Annotated in this window: 14 protein-coding genes and 1 tRNA gene; 10 read left to right on the forward strand and 5 right to left on the reverse strand. The window is 52.4% G+C overall.

What is annotated here, in order from left to right; all coding sequences use genetic code 11:
* Nucleotides 1–212 precede the first annotated feature (212 nt).
* From HMPREF1292_RS08060 to HMPREF1292_RS08070, 3 genes are all read left to right on the forward strand, one after another.
* The gene (locus tag HMPREF1292_RS08060) at nucleotides 213–743 is read left to right on the forward strand and encodes a DUF6676 family protein (protein ID WP_023019468.1); all 531 of its coding nucleotides are present in this window, start codon (nucleotides 213–215) and stop codon (nucleotides 741–743) included.
* Nucleotides 744–1,184: 441 nt separating this feature from the next.
* Nucleotides 1,185–3,011, forward strand: coding sequence for a DIP1281 family NlpC/P60 protein (locus HMPREF1292_RS08065; RefSeq protein WP_023019469.1), 1,827 nt, complete (start codon nucleotides 1,185–1,187; stop codon nucleotides 3,009–3,011).
* Between the two features lie 47 nt (nucleotides 3,012–3,058).
* Nucleotides 3,059–4,132 (forward strand): ferrochelatase, encoded by a 1,074-nt coding sequence (locus HMPREF1292_RS08070; protein ID WP_021353926.1) that lies wholly within the window; start codon nucleotides 3,059–3,061, stop codon nucleotides 4,130–4,132.
* A gap of 62 nt (nucleotides 4,133–4,194) precedes the next feature.
* Here HMPREF1292_RS08070 and HMPREF1292_RS08075 read toward each other — a convergent pair whose 3' ends face one another.
* Entirely contained in the window at nucleotides 4,195–4,965 is a 771-nt protein-coding gene (locus HMPREF1292_RS08075) for a hypothetical protein (protein WP_023019470.1), read from the reverse strand.
* 33 nt (nucleotides 4,966–4,998) lie between these two features.
* Here HMPREF1292_RS08075 and HMPREF1292_RS08080 point away from each other — a divergent pair, with 33 nt between their 5' ends.
* Nucleotides 4,999–5,847, forward strand: a complete 849-nt coding sequence (locus HMPREF1292_RS08080; protein ID WP_023019471.1) for a DUF3097 domain-containing protein — start codon at nucleotides 4,999–5,001, stop codon at nucleotides 5,845–5,847.
* Here the strand turns inward: HMPREF1292_RS08080 and HMPREF1292_RS08085 are convergent.
* Entirely contained in the window at nucleotides 5,813–6,385 is a 573-nt protein-coding gene (locus HMPREF1292_RS08085) for a helix-turn-helix domain-containing protein (RefSeq protein ID WP_023019472.1), read from the reverse strand. The two genes, HMPREF1292_RS08080 and HMPREF1292_RS08085, sit on opposite strands and share 35 nt — an antisense overlap.
* Nucleotides 6,386–6,487: 102 nt before the next feature.
* Nucleotides 6,488–7,195, reverse strand: a complete 708-nt coding sequence (locus tag HMPREF1292_RS08090) for a TVP38/TMEM64 family protein (RefSeq protein WP_081820597.1) — start codon at nucleotides 7,193–7,195, stop codon at nucleotides 6,488–6,490.
* 369 nt (nucleotides 7,196–7,564) lie between these two features.
* Here HMPREF1292_RS08090 and HMPREF1292_RS08095 point away from each other — a divergent pair, with 369 nt between their 5' ends.
* From HMPREF1292_RS08095 to HMPREF1292_RS08110, 4 genes are all read left to right on the forward strand, one after another.
* The gene (locus HMPREF1292_RS08095) at nucleotides 7,565–8,764 is read left to right on the forward strand and encodes an ABC transporter substrate-binding protein (protein ID WP_023019474.1); all 1,200 of its coding nucleotides are present in this window, start codon (nucleotides 7,565–7,567) and stop codon (nucleotides 8,762–8,764) included.
* Nucleotides 8,765–8,766: 2 nt separating this feature from the next.
* Nucleotides 8,767–9,909 carry an iron ABC transporter permease gene (locus tag HMPREF1292_RS08100; protein WP_023019831.1) on the forward strand — a complete coding sequence of 381 codons (1,143 nt, stop codon included), beginning with the start codon at nucleotides 8,767–8,769 and terminating at the stop codon, nucleotides 9,907–9,909.
* A 35-nt stretch (nucleotides 9,910–9,944) separates the two neighbouring features.
* Nucleotides 9,945–10,712 (forward strand): ABC transporter ATP-binding protein, encoded by a 768-nt coding sequence (locus HMPREF1292_RS08105; RefSeq protein WP_034646082.1) that lies wholly within the window; start codon nucleotides 9,945–9,947, stop codon nucleotides 10,710–10,712.
* A gap of 288 nt (nucleotides 10,713–11,000) precedes the next feature.
* On the forward strand, nucleotides 11,001–12,182 hold the full coding sequence (locus HMPREF1292_RS08110) for an IS481 family transposase (protein WP_023019477.1): 1,182 nt from the start codon (nucleotides 11,001–11,003) through the stop codon (nucleotides 12,180–12,182).
* A gap of 72 nt (nucleotides 12,183–12,254) precedes the next feature.
* On the opposite strand, the gene HMPREF1292_RS08115 is transcribed toward HMPREF1292_RS08110, so the two are convergent.
* Nucleotides 12,255–12,340: transfer RNA gene (locus HMPREF1292_RS08115), tRNA-Leu, on the reverse strand.
* Nucleotides 12,341–12,610: 270 nt separating this feature from the next.
* Between HMPREF1292_RS08115 and HMPREF1292_RS08120 the strand changes: the two genes are divergently transcribed.
* The gene (locus tag HMPREF1292_RS08120) at nucleotides 12,611–13,150 is read left to right on the forward strand and encodes a YbhB/YbcL family Raf kinase inhibitor-like protein (protein ID WP_021353918.1); all 540 of its coding nucleotides are present in this window, start codon (nucleotides 12,611–12,613) and stop codon (nucleotides 13,148–13,150) included.
* A 23-nt stretch (nucleotides 13,151–13,173) separates the two neighbouring features.
* Nucleotides 13,174–13,590: a hypothetical protein gene (locus tag HMPREF1292_RS08125; RefSeq protein WP_023019478.1), complete on the forward strand. Its 417-nt coding sequence runs from the start codon at nucleotides 13,174–13,176 to the stop codon at nucleotides 13,588–13,590.
* Here the strand turns inward: HMPREF1292_RS08125 and HMPREF1292_RS08130 are convergent.
* Nucleotides 13,587–14,762 carry a quinone-dependent dihydroorotate dehydrogenase gene (locus HMPREF1292_RS08130; protein WP_023019479.1) on the reverse strand — a complete coding sequence of 392 codons (1,176 nt, stop codon included), beginning with the start codon at nucleotides 14,760–14,762 and terminating at the stop codon, nucleotides 13,587–13,589. The two genes, HMPREF1292_RS08125 and HMPREF1292_RS08130, sit on opposite strands and share 4 nt — an antisense overlap.
* Between the last annotated feature and the right edge of the window lie 2 nt (nucleotides 14,763–14,764).

Consider the following 14,764-nt stretch of genomic DNA (forward strand, 5'->3'; position numbering starts at 1 on the left):
AGACCAAAAAGTCCTAGAACACGGGGTTCACTGCCCCAGTGTAGGTTGACGACCCCTCGTCCTGCCAAAAGTATAACAGTACAACTGTTCTGTTATTAGTCGGTAACCTATTCGCGTGGCTATATAACTGTAAGCTGGGCAAAACATGCCCAAGTTACTCATGTTCCGCCCACTTTGTTACCCCCGGAAAGATTAAACAGAAAGTAGCTATCATGATTCCAGCTGGCGTCGACCTAAGTGATCTCAGTGCACAGTTATTGCAAGACCATGTGGCTATAGGGGAACATGCTGAATTCGCACGTGCGCAACAGTCACAATTGCGGCAAGCCATCGCAGAAATTAATAGCAGTAGCGGGGAACTGGCGAACCAGGACACTGACAACACGGATACTCCTACTGGCGATGGAAAATTTGGGATAGCGCTCATAGATACGCCTTATGACAAGGCTGCAGACTTGCGTGACGTGGCCCAGGAATTACAGTTGCGCACTGGAGTTGAGACAGTCATTGTGCGGACTCCACAAGGTGGAGCTGCCGTCAGTGATAGTTACTCGAGGGCAGATCTAGAGGCAGCAGAATCGGCGTTTGCAGGAGTATCGACCGATGTTGGTTTGCGTAATTACGCAGAGGAGCTTTCGTCGCCCAACCCCTCGTGGCTTGTCTTTGCAGTAGTGATCGCCGCAGTCATTGGCACAGCCTTGATTTTAACCTGGAACGCGGTAACTAAATCGTTACATAATTGAGTCCATTTTCGGCGTGTCGTTACAAACTGTGACAAAAAGCACACCATGGATTTGCTTCCATCTTTTCCCAGGCCATGGCGCTAGTCCACGCTAAGCACTTGACGTTACAGTCGGGAATATTGTGAATCGGTGTGTTCATGTTGCCCTTAGTGACATATGGTTTGGCTATTGGCTCGCGGGTCATAACAGAGAATCCAGACATGGTGGTGGAACATCGCCGAGAGTCGCAAACAATGGCTTTTAATCTTTGGATAACTGCAAACACGGGCATGTGGGGAAGCACGCCATGAGATTTGCAGATATGGAGAATGGGTCATTTTGGGGCGCCGCACGTATTGCGGCCGTTGATTTTCTGTGCGTCCTGCGTGTCGGTACCCACTGTCGTAAATTCTAATGCGTAGTCAAGCCATTTGGCTTGACTACGCCTGTCAGGAGTGTGTCGTGCCTTCATCGTCTCACCGGCGTACCTTTCGCGTACGCAGTTTTAGCGCAGCGATTGCCTGTACCGCATCGCTATCGTTATTTGGGTCCTCATCCATCGCGCAAGCGTCGCCGAATGGCTCACTACAGCCTGCAGTTTCCAAGCTAATTTCGACGATTACTGATGCTGAATCAGAGCTCAACAACTTGGATTTGAAGATCGGTGAACTCCGTGAATCCGTTAACGAAGCTTTGCTTATTTTGCAAGATTCTCGTACGGAGGCTTCACAAGCACAACGTGGCGTTAGCACCGCAAAAGAAGAACTTGCTGTTGCACAATCGGATATCGCAACAGCGCAGTCCGAGCTAGATGAGCTCTCGCGTTCCAAGTATCGTCGTGCTGCTGGGGCCTCCGGTTTGAGGGAGATAAGCGGTGGGGATCACCGTGATGACGAGCTATTCCGGAAATCGATTCTGCGAACGCAGGCGGAAGAAAAGCTGTCTACTATTGACGAGCTCGACCGGGTGCGTACTGAAAAGGCCAACAAAGAATCACAGTTACGCAAAACTCACGAACTCGCCGAACAACGGGCTGAGCAGGCTGCCACTGCCGAGGAACAAGCCCGCAAATTATTGGAAGCAACCACTGCTAAAGTGGCCCAAGTTGAACAAGAACGTGCCGCAGTCGCACAAGACCGAGATGAAGCGCAGCAGGAACTTGCCGCAGTACGAAGCGGGGAAACCGCCTCTAGCTCGGGCTCCGTGAGTACAGAATTACGGCAAGACGACTTGTCCGTTCCAAACCACAATTCTGCTCCAGATACTGCAAGTCACGCACCAGAAAACAACAGCGGTTCAGAAACTGCGGATTCCGCAGTCGAATTAGACGAACAAAAACCATCCGGGACGACCGGAAACCGCGCCTCCAACTCAACAGAAGCTTCTCAGGACCCTGACGCAATTTCAGCTGAACTCCGTGAGTTAATTGACCAAGCTGCCGACGCTGTTGCTGAACACTTACCTGACCACACAGCCTTAGAAGCTACGCCGCGGGACACTCCCACATCGGAACCGGAATCTCAGGATCCACCTGGTCAAATCCCAGCACTACAAAGAAATACAACTAGAGAAGAAACCACAGCGGAGTCAATAACTGGCACCAATGCTGAAGCGGAAGGGGAAGCCGCTTCAGCATTGGAATCAGAGGATAGTGCCCCACAGAACAGTACTACCGTGGCAGAGACCGCGACAGACACCGCAGATTCAGTGTCTCCTGATAGCGATTCTTCGAACGCAGACGGTGTCTCAGCAACCGATAGCACACAAAGCGACGTTGTTGAGGAGCTCGGTGGCGTACTGGAAGAACTCGATACCAATGAATCTGTGACAGAAGATGCTTCAGCGGGTTTTGCTAACGTAGCTCCGTCACAGCAAGCGCAAGCCGTCTTATCTCGCGCACGGTCTCAACTCGGTGTGGATTACGCTTGGGGCGGTGGCAACGCGCAAGGTCCGACCGCTGGCATCCGTGACGGCGGCCACGCAGATAGCAACGGTGACTTTGGCAAAGTTGGTTTTGACTGCTCTGGTTTGGTCCAATATGCGTTCGCCGGTGCGGGAATTTCTTTGCCACACTACAGCGGAGGTCAATACCGGCACGGCACTCATGTATCAACAACTGATCTGCAACCAGGTGACCTGATTTTCTATGGACCTGGTGGATCACAGCATGTTGCTATCTATTCTGGCAATGGAATGATGATCGAGGCCCCACATTCCGGCTCGCACGTACGGGAAGTCCCAGTGCGACACACTGGAATGACCGAACACGCTGTTCGCCTCCTGGGATAACCAAGCAAAATAATTTATCAGGAAAATTCCCTTGCTAGGCTAAGGGCATGACTGATTTGCATCCCTTGACTGACTACGACGCGCTCCTCGTCCTTTCCTTTGGCGGCCCCGAGGGAACAGACGAGGTTGTGCCATTTCTAGAGAACGTGACTCGCGGACGGGGAATTCCACGCGAACGCCTAGAAGAAGTCGGTGAACACTATTTCAATTTTGGTGGAATTAGCCCCATCAACCAGCAAAACCGCGAGCTGATTGCAAATCTAGAGGAAGCACTTGCTCGGAGAGAGATTGATTTGCCGGTGTATTTCGGCAACCGCAACTGGCATCCATTCGCGGAAGATGCAGCTGAAAAAATCGCTCACGATGGGCATCGCAAAGTACTCGTGTTAGCAACCTCTGCTTGGGGTGGGTATTCAGCATGCCGCCAGTACAACGAAGATATCAAGCGAGTCCGCGAACATCTAGCAGCGAAGAACCTCCCGGAAATTCATTTCACCAAGATCCGCCAATTCTTTTCGCACCCAACTTTCATAGCAGAGACCGCTGCTGCAATCGAAGCAGCCTATGAAAAAATCCCAAGTGAACGGCGTGATCACACTCGGATGTTGTTTACTGCGCATTCTGTGCCGAACCGTCACGATGACGTTGGTGGTGCTGACGGCGATAAAAACCTGTATTCACGACAGGTTACAGAAGCCGCCCGCTTGGCTGCGAACAAGGCTGGCATCCAGGATTATGATCTCGTATGGCAATCACGTTCCGGTGACCCTCGAGTGCCGTGGTTAGAACCAGACATCGTCGACCACACTGAGCACTTGGCGGACAGCCAAGGAACAAAAGCCGTCGTTGTTTGTGCAATCGGATTTATCACCGATCACATGGAGGTTTTGTGGGATCTGGACACAGAACTCGTAGAAGCTGCGCAAGAAAAAGACGTCCATGTTGAGCGTGCGCGGACTGCAGGGCTAACTCAAGAATTCGCAGAGATGGTGGTCGACATTGCTGCAGAGTCCGCTGCTGGTGAAATTATTGAAAAGCTTGGAAATGTGACGGTCCAAGGAAATACAGACAACGGGGAACCGTGTGCTCCCGGTTGCTGCGACATTTGGACAAAAGCGTAGCGCTTAACAAACTGAGTATGGCGACCCAGGTTCTAGGTTTGTCCGTTCTCGATTTTGGCGGATTAGCGCCAACTGCGCGCGAATTCTGCGCATGCCCGTTCAACCCCAGCCATGCGTGCATGCCGCAGATGACGAAACAGCCCGAATAGATAAGGATCAAGGCTGTGGTCGCCTAGTTTATCCGTCAGCATTTCGATGGTTGCGGCAACAGTATCCGCGCGTGCAAACAATTTTGCAACCCTGGGTGGAACAGAGCCGGGAAGCCCGGGGATATCATAAAAATCAGCCAGCGTACCAATGGTCATACGGACATTGGGAAGATCTGCTGGGGCATGCCCAGATTTTTCAATTAGCTCAGCCGCAGTATTGGTTGCTTGGCTTAGATAATAATCCGCATCACCAGCAAGCAGGCCAGAGGTAGCTGGCAGTGGCAAGGCTTCACGAATCCAAGTCCATTCAGTGGTCCCGTTAATATAGCGTGGGATAAGAACGTGGTGTAGCTCTGGATCGTTGTCTTTAACCACAATTGCGCCAGGGGCAGGATCGCGCACTAGATTTTGGGCAGACTCTCCAGTAACGGGAAGAGCCGGTGGTTCACCAGGGCCTGCTAGTACAAGTTTAAGTACAGGCTCTGGCTCTGTAAGGATTGCCGAAGTGGCTGCACGTAGGCCAGACAGAAGCTCGATAATTGCGGTACCTTCCAGAGTATTAGTACCACCTAATTCTTGTAATGCATCGATCGTGGCGTCGCTTGATTCGTAGCCATAAAGCCAAGCGGCAAGCCAGACTGCGGTATTTTGCACGGGGGAATAAACTTCGGCGCGGATAGACATCGTTGGCCATCCTAATCGATACACTGACAGGCTATGAACAGTAAGCGGTATAGTGGCGATATTTTGCAGGGCCACAAGCGTAAACAAGCGCCAAGTTTCCCCGACCTAAAAGCACAACCAGGTATGGTCTTGGAAGTTGTTGGAGAAGATTTTGTTGGGGCACTTATCGATATAGACAAGACATTTTCCGGGCACTTAGCACGATTAGAAGATCGCCATGGTACCCGCCGGGTCTTCCCAATTATTCCCGGGGGTTTTCTATTTGAAGGTCAGCGGGTTAGTTTGTCGAAAAGTCTCCAGAAACCCACCCCACAAATGCCGACCCATTCGAAGTCAGGATCTCGTCGCGTGCACAATATTAGCGCCAAGGTGGCCGCCCCATCGCGCATCTGGGTGGAAGGGATCCACGATGCAGCACTCGTCGAAAAGATTTGGGGCCATGATTTACGCGTCGAAGGCGTAGTCGTGGAGTACTTAGAAGGGCTAGACAACCTGGCAGAACGCCTTGCGGAATTTCAGCCGACGGAGCAACGCCGTATCGGAGTACTTGCGGACCACTTAATTGCTGGTACCAAGGAGGCTCGCTTAACAGAGGAGGTCGGCCCGCATGTTTTAGTTACGGGACACCCGTATGTAGATATTTGGGAAGCAGTAAAACCTGAGCGTGTCGGACTAGAAAATTGGCCGAAAGTTCCACGGGGGCAAGACTGGAAAACCGGCGTGTGTGAGGCTGTGGGCTGGTCTGACCCGAAAGAAGCCTGGCATCGGATTTATAACTCAGTGCATTCCTTCCGGGATATAGACATTTCACTAATCGGCGCAGTCGAGCGTTTGGTGGATTTCGTTACTAATCCTGAGCTGCAGAAATCTGATCTGCTTTAGACAATAGGTTGACGGCTAAACGCCAGCCTGCGGTCTCCGCAGCCCAGCCCGCGGCTTGCAAGCGCTGTGAAATTGCCTGTTTCGAAATCCCCAATTCTTCGGCTGCTTCATTCTGGCTTAACCCTCGCCGAACCAGTGCGGTAGCTTCTCTACCTTCATAGGTGCGCTTGTTGAGTACCTGCCCGAGCAATGCAAAACATGCCGCGACGTCTTCGGCAGTGGCAGGCGGTGCCGAAACCACTGCCACACGTACAGTTCCAGCGCGGGCATTCCTCGGCAGCGTGCGCTGTGCAGCAGACCGTGCGGCCTCGTGTTCTCGGGCAATCCCAATCCCCACTGACCATTCACCGTCGGCAAGCAAAGCCATGGTGATATCGCACACGGTGGATGGGTCAGTCATGGTGGAGACGATGTCTTCTATGCCCACGACGTCAAAGCCATCAACGCCATCCAAACTCGATAAAGCAGCAGCAGAGCGCTGAACCAAATCGGCACGACGGGATGCGCTCCCACGGTATCGGGCGTGGACAGCGAGCATAACGCCTCCTAGATAACAGCTAGACGGGCAACAAAACAATTAGCGGGAAGCGGGCTGGTGGCAATAAGCGTCGTGCTTTCCGAGATCAATCTGGAAGCTAGTCTATACCTCAGACTTGATTACCGTACGAGTCTGGACTGGCATGCGAGCATCTAGGATCAGCCCGCCGATACCAACAACTGCAATAGCTGCCAGCAATACAACAACGAGCGGGTTGGTACCAGCAATCAACGTATCCCCAAACAGCACCCCGACGACGGTTCCTGGTGCAGATCCGATGAGAGTCGCGATTACGAAAGGGATAAAGGGGATCGATGTTAGCGCGGCGGTGTAGTTGACGAGAGAAAACGGTACGCCTGCGATTAGTCTTAAGGACGCAACTGCGAGCCATCCGCGTTTGCGCAACCGATAATTGATACCGGCAACCGCAGGGTGTTTGAGGCGAGGAGCCATCCAGTCGCCCAGTAGCCAACGAACAAGCAACAGCGAAATAGCTGCCGACGCCGTAAGTGCGGTCAATGCTATAAGCAAGCCTGTCCAGGGACCGTACAAGATTCCCGATGCCACGGTCCACACCGTCCGTGGCAAGGGAAATTGCGTGAAAAACACGTACCCCAACCAAAACAGCAGCATAAATCCACTTCCTGCAGAATCGGCAGATTCGCGTAACGAGCTCAGCGTAGGGAAATCGATCAGGATGAATAACACGAGCAAGCTGACAGCAATCGCACCAACGGTCAAGAAACGTGCCAGGGACCAGCGTCGAATGGAAGCCCATGCATCACGACGAATGGTGGTGCAAAAATGCATGAAGCTCTTGATCCACGGAGTGCGTCGTCGTGCGCGTCCGACTTTTTCTGACTGTTGCTGGAGCTGGTGCGTGTGGCTTCCTTCTGAATCCATGAGTATCCAGTCTAGTGGTTGTCCGTCAACTCTGGAGCAATGCGGGGCTGGTGTTAAGAGTGTTAACTGTGCTCAGAATGTTTAGGAAACCTCTAATTATGCGTACGGGGGACAGGGGCAGGGACGGGGCAGAGACAAGCTCTCGAGCAGCTATATTTGTGATGTGCAACATATGGCAGGAAACATTCAAAAAGATATTGTTGAGACTCGCCTAAATAGGTAGTATAAGCCTGTCCTTATCGTGATATTGGCTGAAGTTTTAGTTCAAGGAGAAAAATGTCTCGCAATACCAGAAAAATCTTGACGACGATGGCGGCTGGTGTCGTGTCTGCAACGGTTCTTGTTGCCTGCAGTTCAGAAGAAGCCAAACAAGCAAATGGCGATTCTTCTACCGGTAACAACGATGGCGATAACTCTGGCGCTATCACGTTGACCGACATTGCCGGCCGGGAGGTTACCCTCGAAGAAGAACCCGAGCGCATCATCCTCGGCGAAGGACGCTCGCTATTTGCCACCGGTATTTTGAATACCGAAAACCCCTTGGACAAGATCGTCGGTATCGGCACTGACCTGAAACAGAATGTGCCAGACTACTACAACCGATTGGAAGAAAAGCTTCCAGAAGTCAGTGAAATTCCTGAAATCGGTGGCCTATCCAAAGGGGACGTCACCGTGGAAAACCTTTTGAGCATGGCGCCAGATTTGGTCGTTTTGTCAATGGATACCTACGAAGCTTCGGAAAAAGCTGGCTTGACCACAAAGATGGACGAAGCCGGTGTGGAATACGTCGTCACGGACTTCCGTGCGAAACCATTACAAAACACCACAAAATCGATGGAGCTGTTTGGCCAAATTTTTGGTCAAGAACAGCGCGCGGAAGAATTCAACAAGGACTGGCAAGAAATCGTGGACCTGGTGCAGGAACGCGCAGCCAAAGTTACTGAGAAGCCTAAGACCTTTGTGTGGCGAGCTGCGGGTGTCTTGGATTGCTGTGGCTCATGGAATGACTCAAATATCTCACAACTGGTTAATACCGCAGGCGGAGACAATGTTGGCGATCACGTGATTGAAGGTGAATCCGGTGCATTGACACCAGAAAAGGTCTTGGAATCCGACCCAGACATGATCATCGCTACCGGGGGAGATTGGTCTGAAAAGAAAGACGACCAAGGTAACCCAGTGGGCTATGCCGCTGTCGGCTACGGTATCGACGAATCCGAAGCAAAAGCTAGCATCGCTAAATTGCCGGAAGTACAGCCCGGTTTTGAAAGCCTACGCGCCGTCAAAGATAACCAGCTGCACGCATTGTGGCACCAGTTCTACAACTCTCCTTTCAACTACCTGGCTCTGCTACAGATTGCGCAGTGGATTAACCCAGAAGCCTACGAAGACATTGACGTCGAGCAGAAGTGGCTGGATTCACAAAAGAAGTACTCGCCAATCTCTGGCGAGGGTACTTTGTTTAGCACTAATTAATAATGATGAACGAGACACAGCGGATTGTGACACGAGGCATCTCTGCACCAAAGTCCCCAGCCAAACCACCTGCTGTCGACAAAATAGAGGTGGCAAACAAGGCAGTATTAGAGCTTGGTCGGCAGCATAGAAAGCTGACCTGGCAACGCATCGGTATTGTGTCTGGTCTTTGCGCAGTTGCAATCGCTGCCTTCGTTACGAGTAATTTCGTAGGTGCGATTGATATCAGCCCTGGCGAAGTCATCACTGGAATAGTTAACCCATCGAGTTTGGACGAACAAACCCACACTGTTCTCTGGCGGCTACGCCTGCCGATGGCAGTGATGGCGTTGTTAATTGGGGTTAGTTTGTCTCTCGCGGGCGCAGAGATGCAGACAATCCTCAACAACCCACTCGCAGAACCTTTTACTCTGGGAATTTCAGCTGCTGCAGCATTCGGTGGCGCCAGCGCAATTGTTCTGCACTGGCAGATTGTCGCGCAGCCGCAGCTCAACCTGGCGTTAGTAGCTTGGTTATCGTCGGTAGTCGCTACTGGCATCATTGTCGTTGCTGCCGTGCTGCGAGGCGTACGAGCAGAAACAATGGTGCTGTTAGGCATTGGGCTGGTATTTTTCTTCCAAGCCATGCTGGCATTAATTCAATACCGGTCATCAGCAGAAGCTCTGCAACAGATCGTATTTTGGTCAATGGGATCGCTGACCCGCGCCAGTTGGACCGGAAATGCGGTGTTAGCGGGGGTGTTGGTAATTGCGCTTCCCGTTCTTTGGGCTTTGTCATGGCAATTGACGGCGCTTCGGTTGGGAGATGCCCGAGCAGCAGCGATGGGCGTGAATACTTCCGCGCTAAGGGTGATCGTGTTGGTTGTGGTCTCTTTGGTGGCAGCAACCACCGTGGCCTTTGCAGGGATAATTGGCTTCATCGGGCTCGTGGGGCCACACATTGCCCGCATGCTGGTTGGAGAAGACCAACGGTATTTTATACCTGCCTCCATGGCTGCCGGTGCAGCAGTGATGTGTACCGCACATGCGTTGAGCTTGATCGTCAAACCTGGGCTAGCAATTCCAATTGGCATCGTAACTTCGCTGCTAGGTGTACCTTTCTTTATCGCGATCGTTATGGCTAAGAGGAGGGCGCTGTGGAGCTAAAAAATGCAACACCAACGCCTGCGAATCATGCGCCGATGGAAGTGAAACTCGCAATTACTGGACTGAGTGCTACCTACGGGGCACACCGAGTACTGCATAATGTCAATGTTGAAGCATTGACTGGAGGTCAAGTTGTTGGGCTGCTAGGACCAAATGCTTCGGGGAAAACAACGCTGATTAAAACACTTGCCGACGTTCACCGTAGTTATGCGGGCGACATAGATTTTCTAGTCGACGGAATCGCGCCACGTGGAAAGACCAAGAGACAGCTGACTGGCTACGTGCCACAGGATCTGCCAACCACCGCAGCCTTACGGGCATTCGAAGCCGTGCTTATCGCTGCACGACGAGAATCATGCGAAGATCCGGTACTCCGAACTGGAGAGGTGATGCACGAGCTAGGTCTCGACGACATCGCCACCCGGTACCTCAATGAGCTGTCGGGGGGCCAACGCCAGCTAGTTGCCCTCGCGCAAATGCTGGTGGGGCGGCCGGGGCTAATGCTTTTAGATGAGCCGACTTCCGCTTTGGACCTTCACCATCAACTATTTGTCCTTTCTCAGGTACGCGCAAAAGCACAGAAAGAGGGGAGTCTAGGCCTGATTGCCATCCATGACATCAACCTTGCTGCGCGAATGTGTGACACGCTTATGGTGCTCAAAGACGGGTGCATCCGTGCACAGGGAGTCCCGAAAGACGTGCTGAACCGGGAGTTAGTTGAATCCGTATATCACGTCGAGGCGGATATTCTACTCCACGGAGACGTTCCACTGATTGCACCATTGCAGGCTGTGCGTTACTAACTTCCTCACAGGAGGGCCCAAGATGGGCTCTCCGAAAAGCAAAGTGGAGTAGATAAAAAATCTCGAGGCATCCTAGAAAAAGATGCCTCGAGATTAAAAGTGTGCCCGGAGCGGTGTCTGATTCCATGACATCGTTCCGCTCTGTCTCACGACATCCTTCCGCCCCTCAAGGCTCTGATGTGCCACAACATCGTTCCGCTGTTCCCACACAACCACCCCAACAGGGACAATGAGGACACACGCACCACCTTAGGATGTAGCGAGACATACTTCCGCCCAAAATAGAGCATGGGCAAGAAACACACTTCCAACAAAGTCATCGTCGAAACCATCCTCGCGACCGGCATGAGTCATAAAGATGCCGCCGCACTCTTTAACGTCAGCACCCGCTGGATCCGCGAACTACTCCACCGCTATCGAGAAGGTGGCTACCAAGCACTACAACCACGCTCCCGGCGCCCGCACTCCAACCCCAGACAGGTACCAGAGAGCACAGTCAAAACCATCCTCGAAATCCGACAACACCTTGAAAACACCGGCCAAGACAACGGCGCCCACACCATCCGATGGCATCTTCAACAACAAAAAATAACCCCACTACCAGCAGCATCGACTATCCACCGCATACTCAAACGCCACGGCTACGTCATCGAACAACCTCACAAAAGGCCACGCAGTTCCTGGAAACGATTCGAAGCAGACCAACCAAACGAAACCTGGCAACTCGACTACAGCCACTGCTACCTCAACAACAACCAACGCGTAGCCATCCTGACCATCATCGACGACCACTCACGCTTTGTCATCGCTTGCAAAGCCTTCGAACACGAAACCGGCACCAACGTCATCGACACCTTCATATCCGCAGGTAACAAACATGGATTCCCCAAATCCACCCTCACCGACAACGGCAGCGTGTTCACCACAAAGCTCTACAGAAAAGCCGACACTCGCAACGGCTTCGAACAGCTACTCCTCCAAATGGGCATCCAACAAAAGAATGGAACTCCATACCATCCCCAAACCCAAGGAAAAGTCGAGCGCTTCCACCAAACACTCCAAAAAGCCCTGCACGCAAGGCCATTCGCCCACAACATCGGCGAGCTAAACCAACAACTCGATGACATCATCGACTACTACAACAACCACCGACCCCACCGAGCACTCAACAGACAAACACCACCACAGGCCTACAACCGACTACCCAAAGCCCCACCACTCGACATCCCCATTGGCACCGACAATCGCCTACGGCGAGACAAAGTCGACAACGACGGAAAAGTAACCCTTCGCTGGGCCGGCAACATGCGCAAACTCTACGTCGGAAGAAAACACCGCACCAAAGAAATCATGCTCATCTGCATCAACAACGACATCACCGCCATTAACCCCCACACAGGCGAAATCTGGGGCCGATACCACTTAGACAAAACCAAAAAATACCACCGCAACCAACTCGGTGAAATCTAGAAAACGAACCCCCAAAACGAAGAAAATCTCGAGACACCGAAATAGGAACGATGTCTCGAGACTTCACAAGTGTGCCCGGAGCGGGACTTGAACCCGCACGTCCGTTAATAGGACACTGACACCTCAAGCCAGCGCGTCTGCCATTCCGCCACCCGGGCAGGGTGCAGTAAAAACTCGAGAAATTGAACTTCCAGTTGAAGCTTCAAAAGAAGTCAATATTTTCCCGATTTTTAACTCGGCAACGTTGACTTACTATAGTCATCCGGACAAACAAGCGCAAATAGGCAGGTTAAACCTACTAAATCACTGTTTATTTCCGGTCTGGATTCCGAAAAGGCGCTTGTGTCTGGCAGTGACTCACCCCGTTAGGTGCATGGCGGTTAGCCACCCCACAGAGATTTCTGCTGCATTCAGGTACAAATAGTGTCATGACCGATTACGCAAACGATTCCCGTTTTCCTGGACCTGACCCTTACGCACCGTTGAATGATCTTCCTTCATTCACCCTTACTTCCACTGATCTTGTCGACGGTGACGAGATTCCCGAGAAGTTTCGTGCGCCCAGCAGCGAATCACCGCAACTTGCATGGTCTAATCTGCCGGAAGGTACCAAATCATTGGCAGTTACCTGCTTTGATCCTGACGCACCGACTGCGTCCGGTTTTTGGCACTGGGCTGCATTCAACATTCCTGTTGACGTCAACGAGCTCCCAACCAATGCTGGGGCCGCGGAAGGTTTGGGGATTGCTGGTGTACAGTCGCTGATCAATGATTCTGGCGAGCGCACTCACTTCGGTGCACAGCCCCCAGAAGGCCACGGACCACACCGTTACCTCTACGCAGTACACGCGGTAGACACTGAAGAGCTAGACATCCCTGATGATGCAACACCTACCGTGCTGGGCTTCAATCTGCATTTCCATGCAATTGGGCGCGCAATCTTGTGGGGCTGGGCCGAAACTAAGTAAGAAGGGCACTATGCTGTTGATCTATGGCAGCAAAAAACTCTTCTTCAAAAGAATCTAACTCCGCTAAACGCGAAGTTACAGTGCCGCTGGCTTTAAGAGCTGGCGGCGCTTTTATTGCGTTGGCGGTGGCACTGGCGATCTTCGGTATCACCGCCTGGTTATCTGATGGTTGGGCAGTGCCATTCGCCATCACCCCCGCATTTTTAGGAATCTGTGTGGCGGCAGTATTATTTGGCGCTTTTGCCACTGTTAACCGCGCACAAAAGCCTAGTGTGGCTCAGGTCGTCGCACTGTCCATTGCGGTCGCATTCATTGTTGTCAGCCAATTCCTGCCCAAAACACCGCTTGGTTTCATGGGGCAGCATTGGCTGTTCATGTATGCGATATTATGTGTCATTTGTGCACTGGTTTTAAGGCGTTCAGTCATGCCGAAAATTTAGTTTTCCCGCCACTCCAAACCAGATCCTACAGCCGCAGAGATATTGTCCAGTCCATGTGCCTCAAGCTGATTTAGCAATCCCCGGTGGATACTGGTAATCCAGCCCGGTCCACCATAAATCAAGCCAGTGTACCCTTGCAGAAGTGTCGCGCCCGCGGTAATCCGCTCCCAAGCTTGCTGTGGCGTGGTAATACCACCAACCGAAATCAACACCAACTTGTCACCAACGCGGTTATGCAGCCTGTGTAAGATCTCTAACGATCGCTGCGCGACAGGCGGACCAGATATGCCTCCTGCTCCTGCAGCCTCGACCTCAGAAGCTGGCGTCTGTAAACCTGCACGCGAGATTGTGGTATTCGTGGCAATGATCCCTGCCAGCCCAAGTTCCACCGCGAGATCCGCACAGGCATCGACATCAGCATTAGAAAGATCCGGTGCAATCTTTAACAACACCGGGCTGGTACATACCTCTTGTACAGCTTGCAATATCGGGCGCAGTGATTCCACGGCCTGCAGATCGCGCAGTCCAGGGGTGTTCGGCGAAGAGACATTAACCACTAAATAATCTGCCGCTGATCCAAGCACAGAAGCAGACCGTCTGTAGTCGTCGGCCGCATATTCAACGGGAGTTGTCTTCGTTTTTCCGATATTGATACCGATGATGCCGCGCTGTGCAGCATCTCCGCTAGTGATGTGCCCGCGGAGATTCTGTGCTGCCTGGGCTGCGCCGTCATTATTAAAGCCCATACGGTTCAGAATTGCACGATCTTTTTTCAGGCGGAATAAGCGCGGCTGTGGGTTTCCTGGTTGCGCGTCAGCGGTGACAGTTCCTAGTTCCGCGTAACCGAAGCCGATAGCCGACCAAGCTTTAGCAGCTCGCGCATTCTTATCAAACCCGGCTGCCAATCCGAGAGGACGTGGGAATCGCACACCGAACACTTCCTGAGCCAGTCGGGGATCATTAGTGCTCAGTACCGTTGCTAGCGCTTTTCGAAGCAGCCGGGAAGAATTCACTAAAGCCATCACGCTATCAGCGCCGTGGTGTACGCGCTCCGGATCGAGGCGAAACATCACGCGCAATGCCGCGCTATAAGCCTTGTTGTACGCGGTCGATCGGAAACTCGTGACCCCGGATCGCATGGTTTTCTGCGCTTGCCGAAACTCTGGTGCCATGA

It is taken from the genome of Corynebacterium sp. KPL1995 (assembly GCF_000477935.1).
GTDB classification, from domain to species: Bacteria; Actinomycetota; Actinomycetes; order Mycobacteriales; family Mycobacteriaceae; genus Corynebacterium; species Corynebacterium pseudodiphtheriticum.

What these genes read in the sequence shown, in the direction of transcription:
- HMPREF1292_RS08110 (WP_023019477.1), top strand. Translation starts at nt 11,001, where the DNA reads ATGGGCAAGAAACACACTTCCAACAAAGTCATCGTCGAAACCATCCTC.
- HMPREF1292_RS08125 (WP_023019478.1), top strand. Translation starts at nt 13,174, where the DNA reads ATGGCAGCAAAAAACTCTTCTTCAAAAGAATCTAACTCCGCTAAACGC.
- HMPREF1292_RS08100 (WP_023019831.1), top strand. Translation starts at nt 8,767, where the DNA reads ATGATGAACGAGACACAGCGGATTGTGACACGAGGCATCTCTGCACCA.
- HMPREF1292_RS08075 (WP_023019470.1), bottom strand. Translation starts at nt 4,965, where the DNA reads ATGTCTATCCGCGCCGAAGTTTATTCCCCCGTGCAAAATACCGCAGTC.
- HMPREF1292_RS08090 (WP_081820597.1), bottom strand. Translation starts at nt 7,195, where the DNA reads ATGCATTTTTGCACCACCATTCGTCGTGATGCATGGGCTTCCATTCGA.
- HMPREF1292_RS08070 (WP_021353926.1), top strand. Translation starts at nt 3,059, where the DNA reads ATGACTGATTTGCATCCCTTGACTGACTACGACGCGCTCCTCGTCCTT.
- HMPREF1292_RS08085 (WP_023019472.1), bottom strand. Translation starts at nt 6,385, where the DNA reads ATGCTCGCTGTCCACGCCCGATACCGTGGGAGCGCATCCCGTCGTGCC.
- HMPREF1292_RS08120 (WP_021353918.1), top strand. Translation starts at nt 12,611, where the DNA reads ATGACCGATTACGCAAACGATTCCCGTTTTCCTGGACCTGACCCTTAC.
- HMPREF1292_RS08060 (WP_023019468.1), top strand. Translation starts at nt 213, where the DNA reads ATGATTCCAGCTGGCGTCGACCTAAGTGATCTCAGTGCACAGTTATTG.
- HMPREF1292_RS08105 (WP_034646082.1), top strand. Translation starts at nt 9,945, where the DNA reads ATGGAAGTGAAACTCGCAATTACTGGACTGAGTGCTACCTACGGGGCA.
- HMPREF1292_RS08095 (WP_023019474.1), top strand. Translation starts at nt 7,565, where the DNA reads ATGTCTCGCAATACCAGAAAAATCTTGACGACGATGGCGGCTGGTGTC.
- HMPREF1292_RS08080 (WP_023019471.1), top strand. Translation starts at nt 4,999, where the DNA reads ATGAACAGTAAGCGGTATAGTGGCGATATTTTGCAGGGCCACAAGCGT.
- HMPREF1292_RS08130 (WP_023019479.1), bottom strand. Translation starts at nt 14,762, where the DNA reads ATGGCACCAGAGTTTCGGCAAGCGCAGAAAACCATGCGATCCGGGGTC.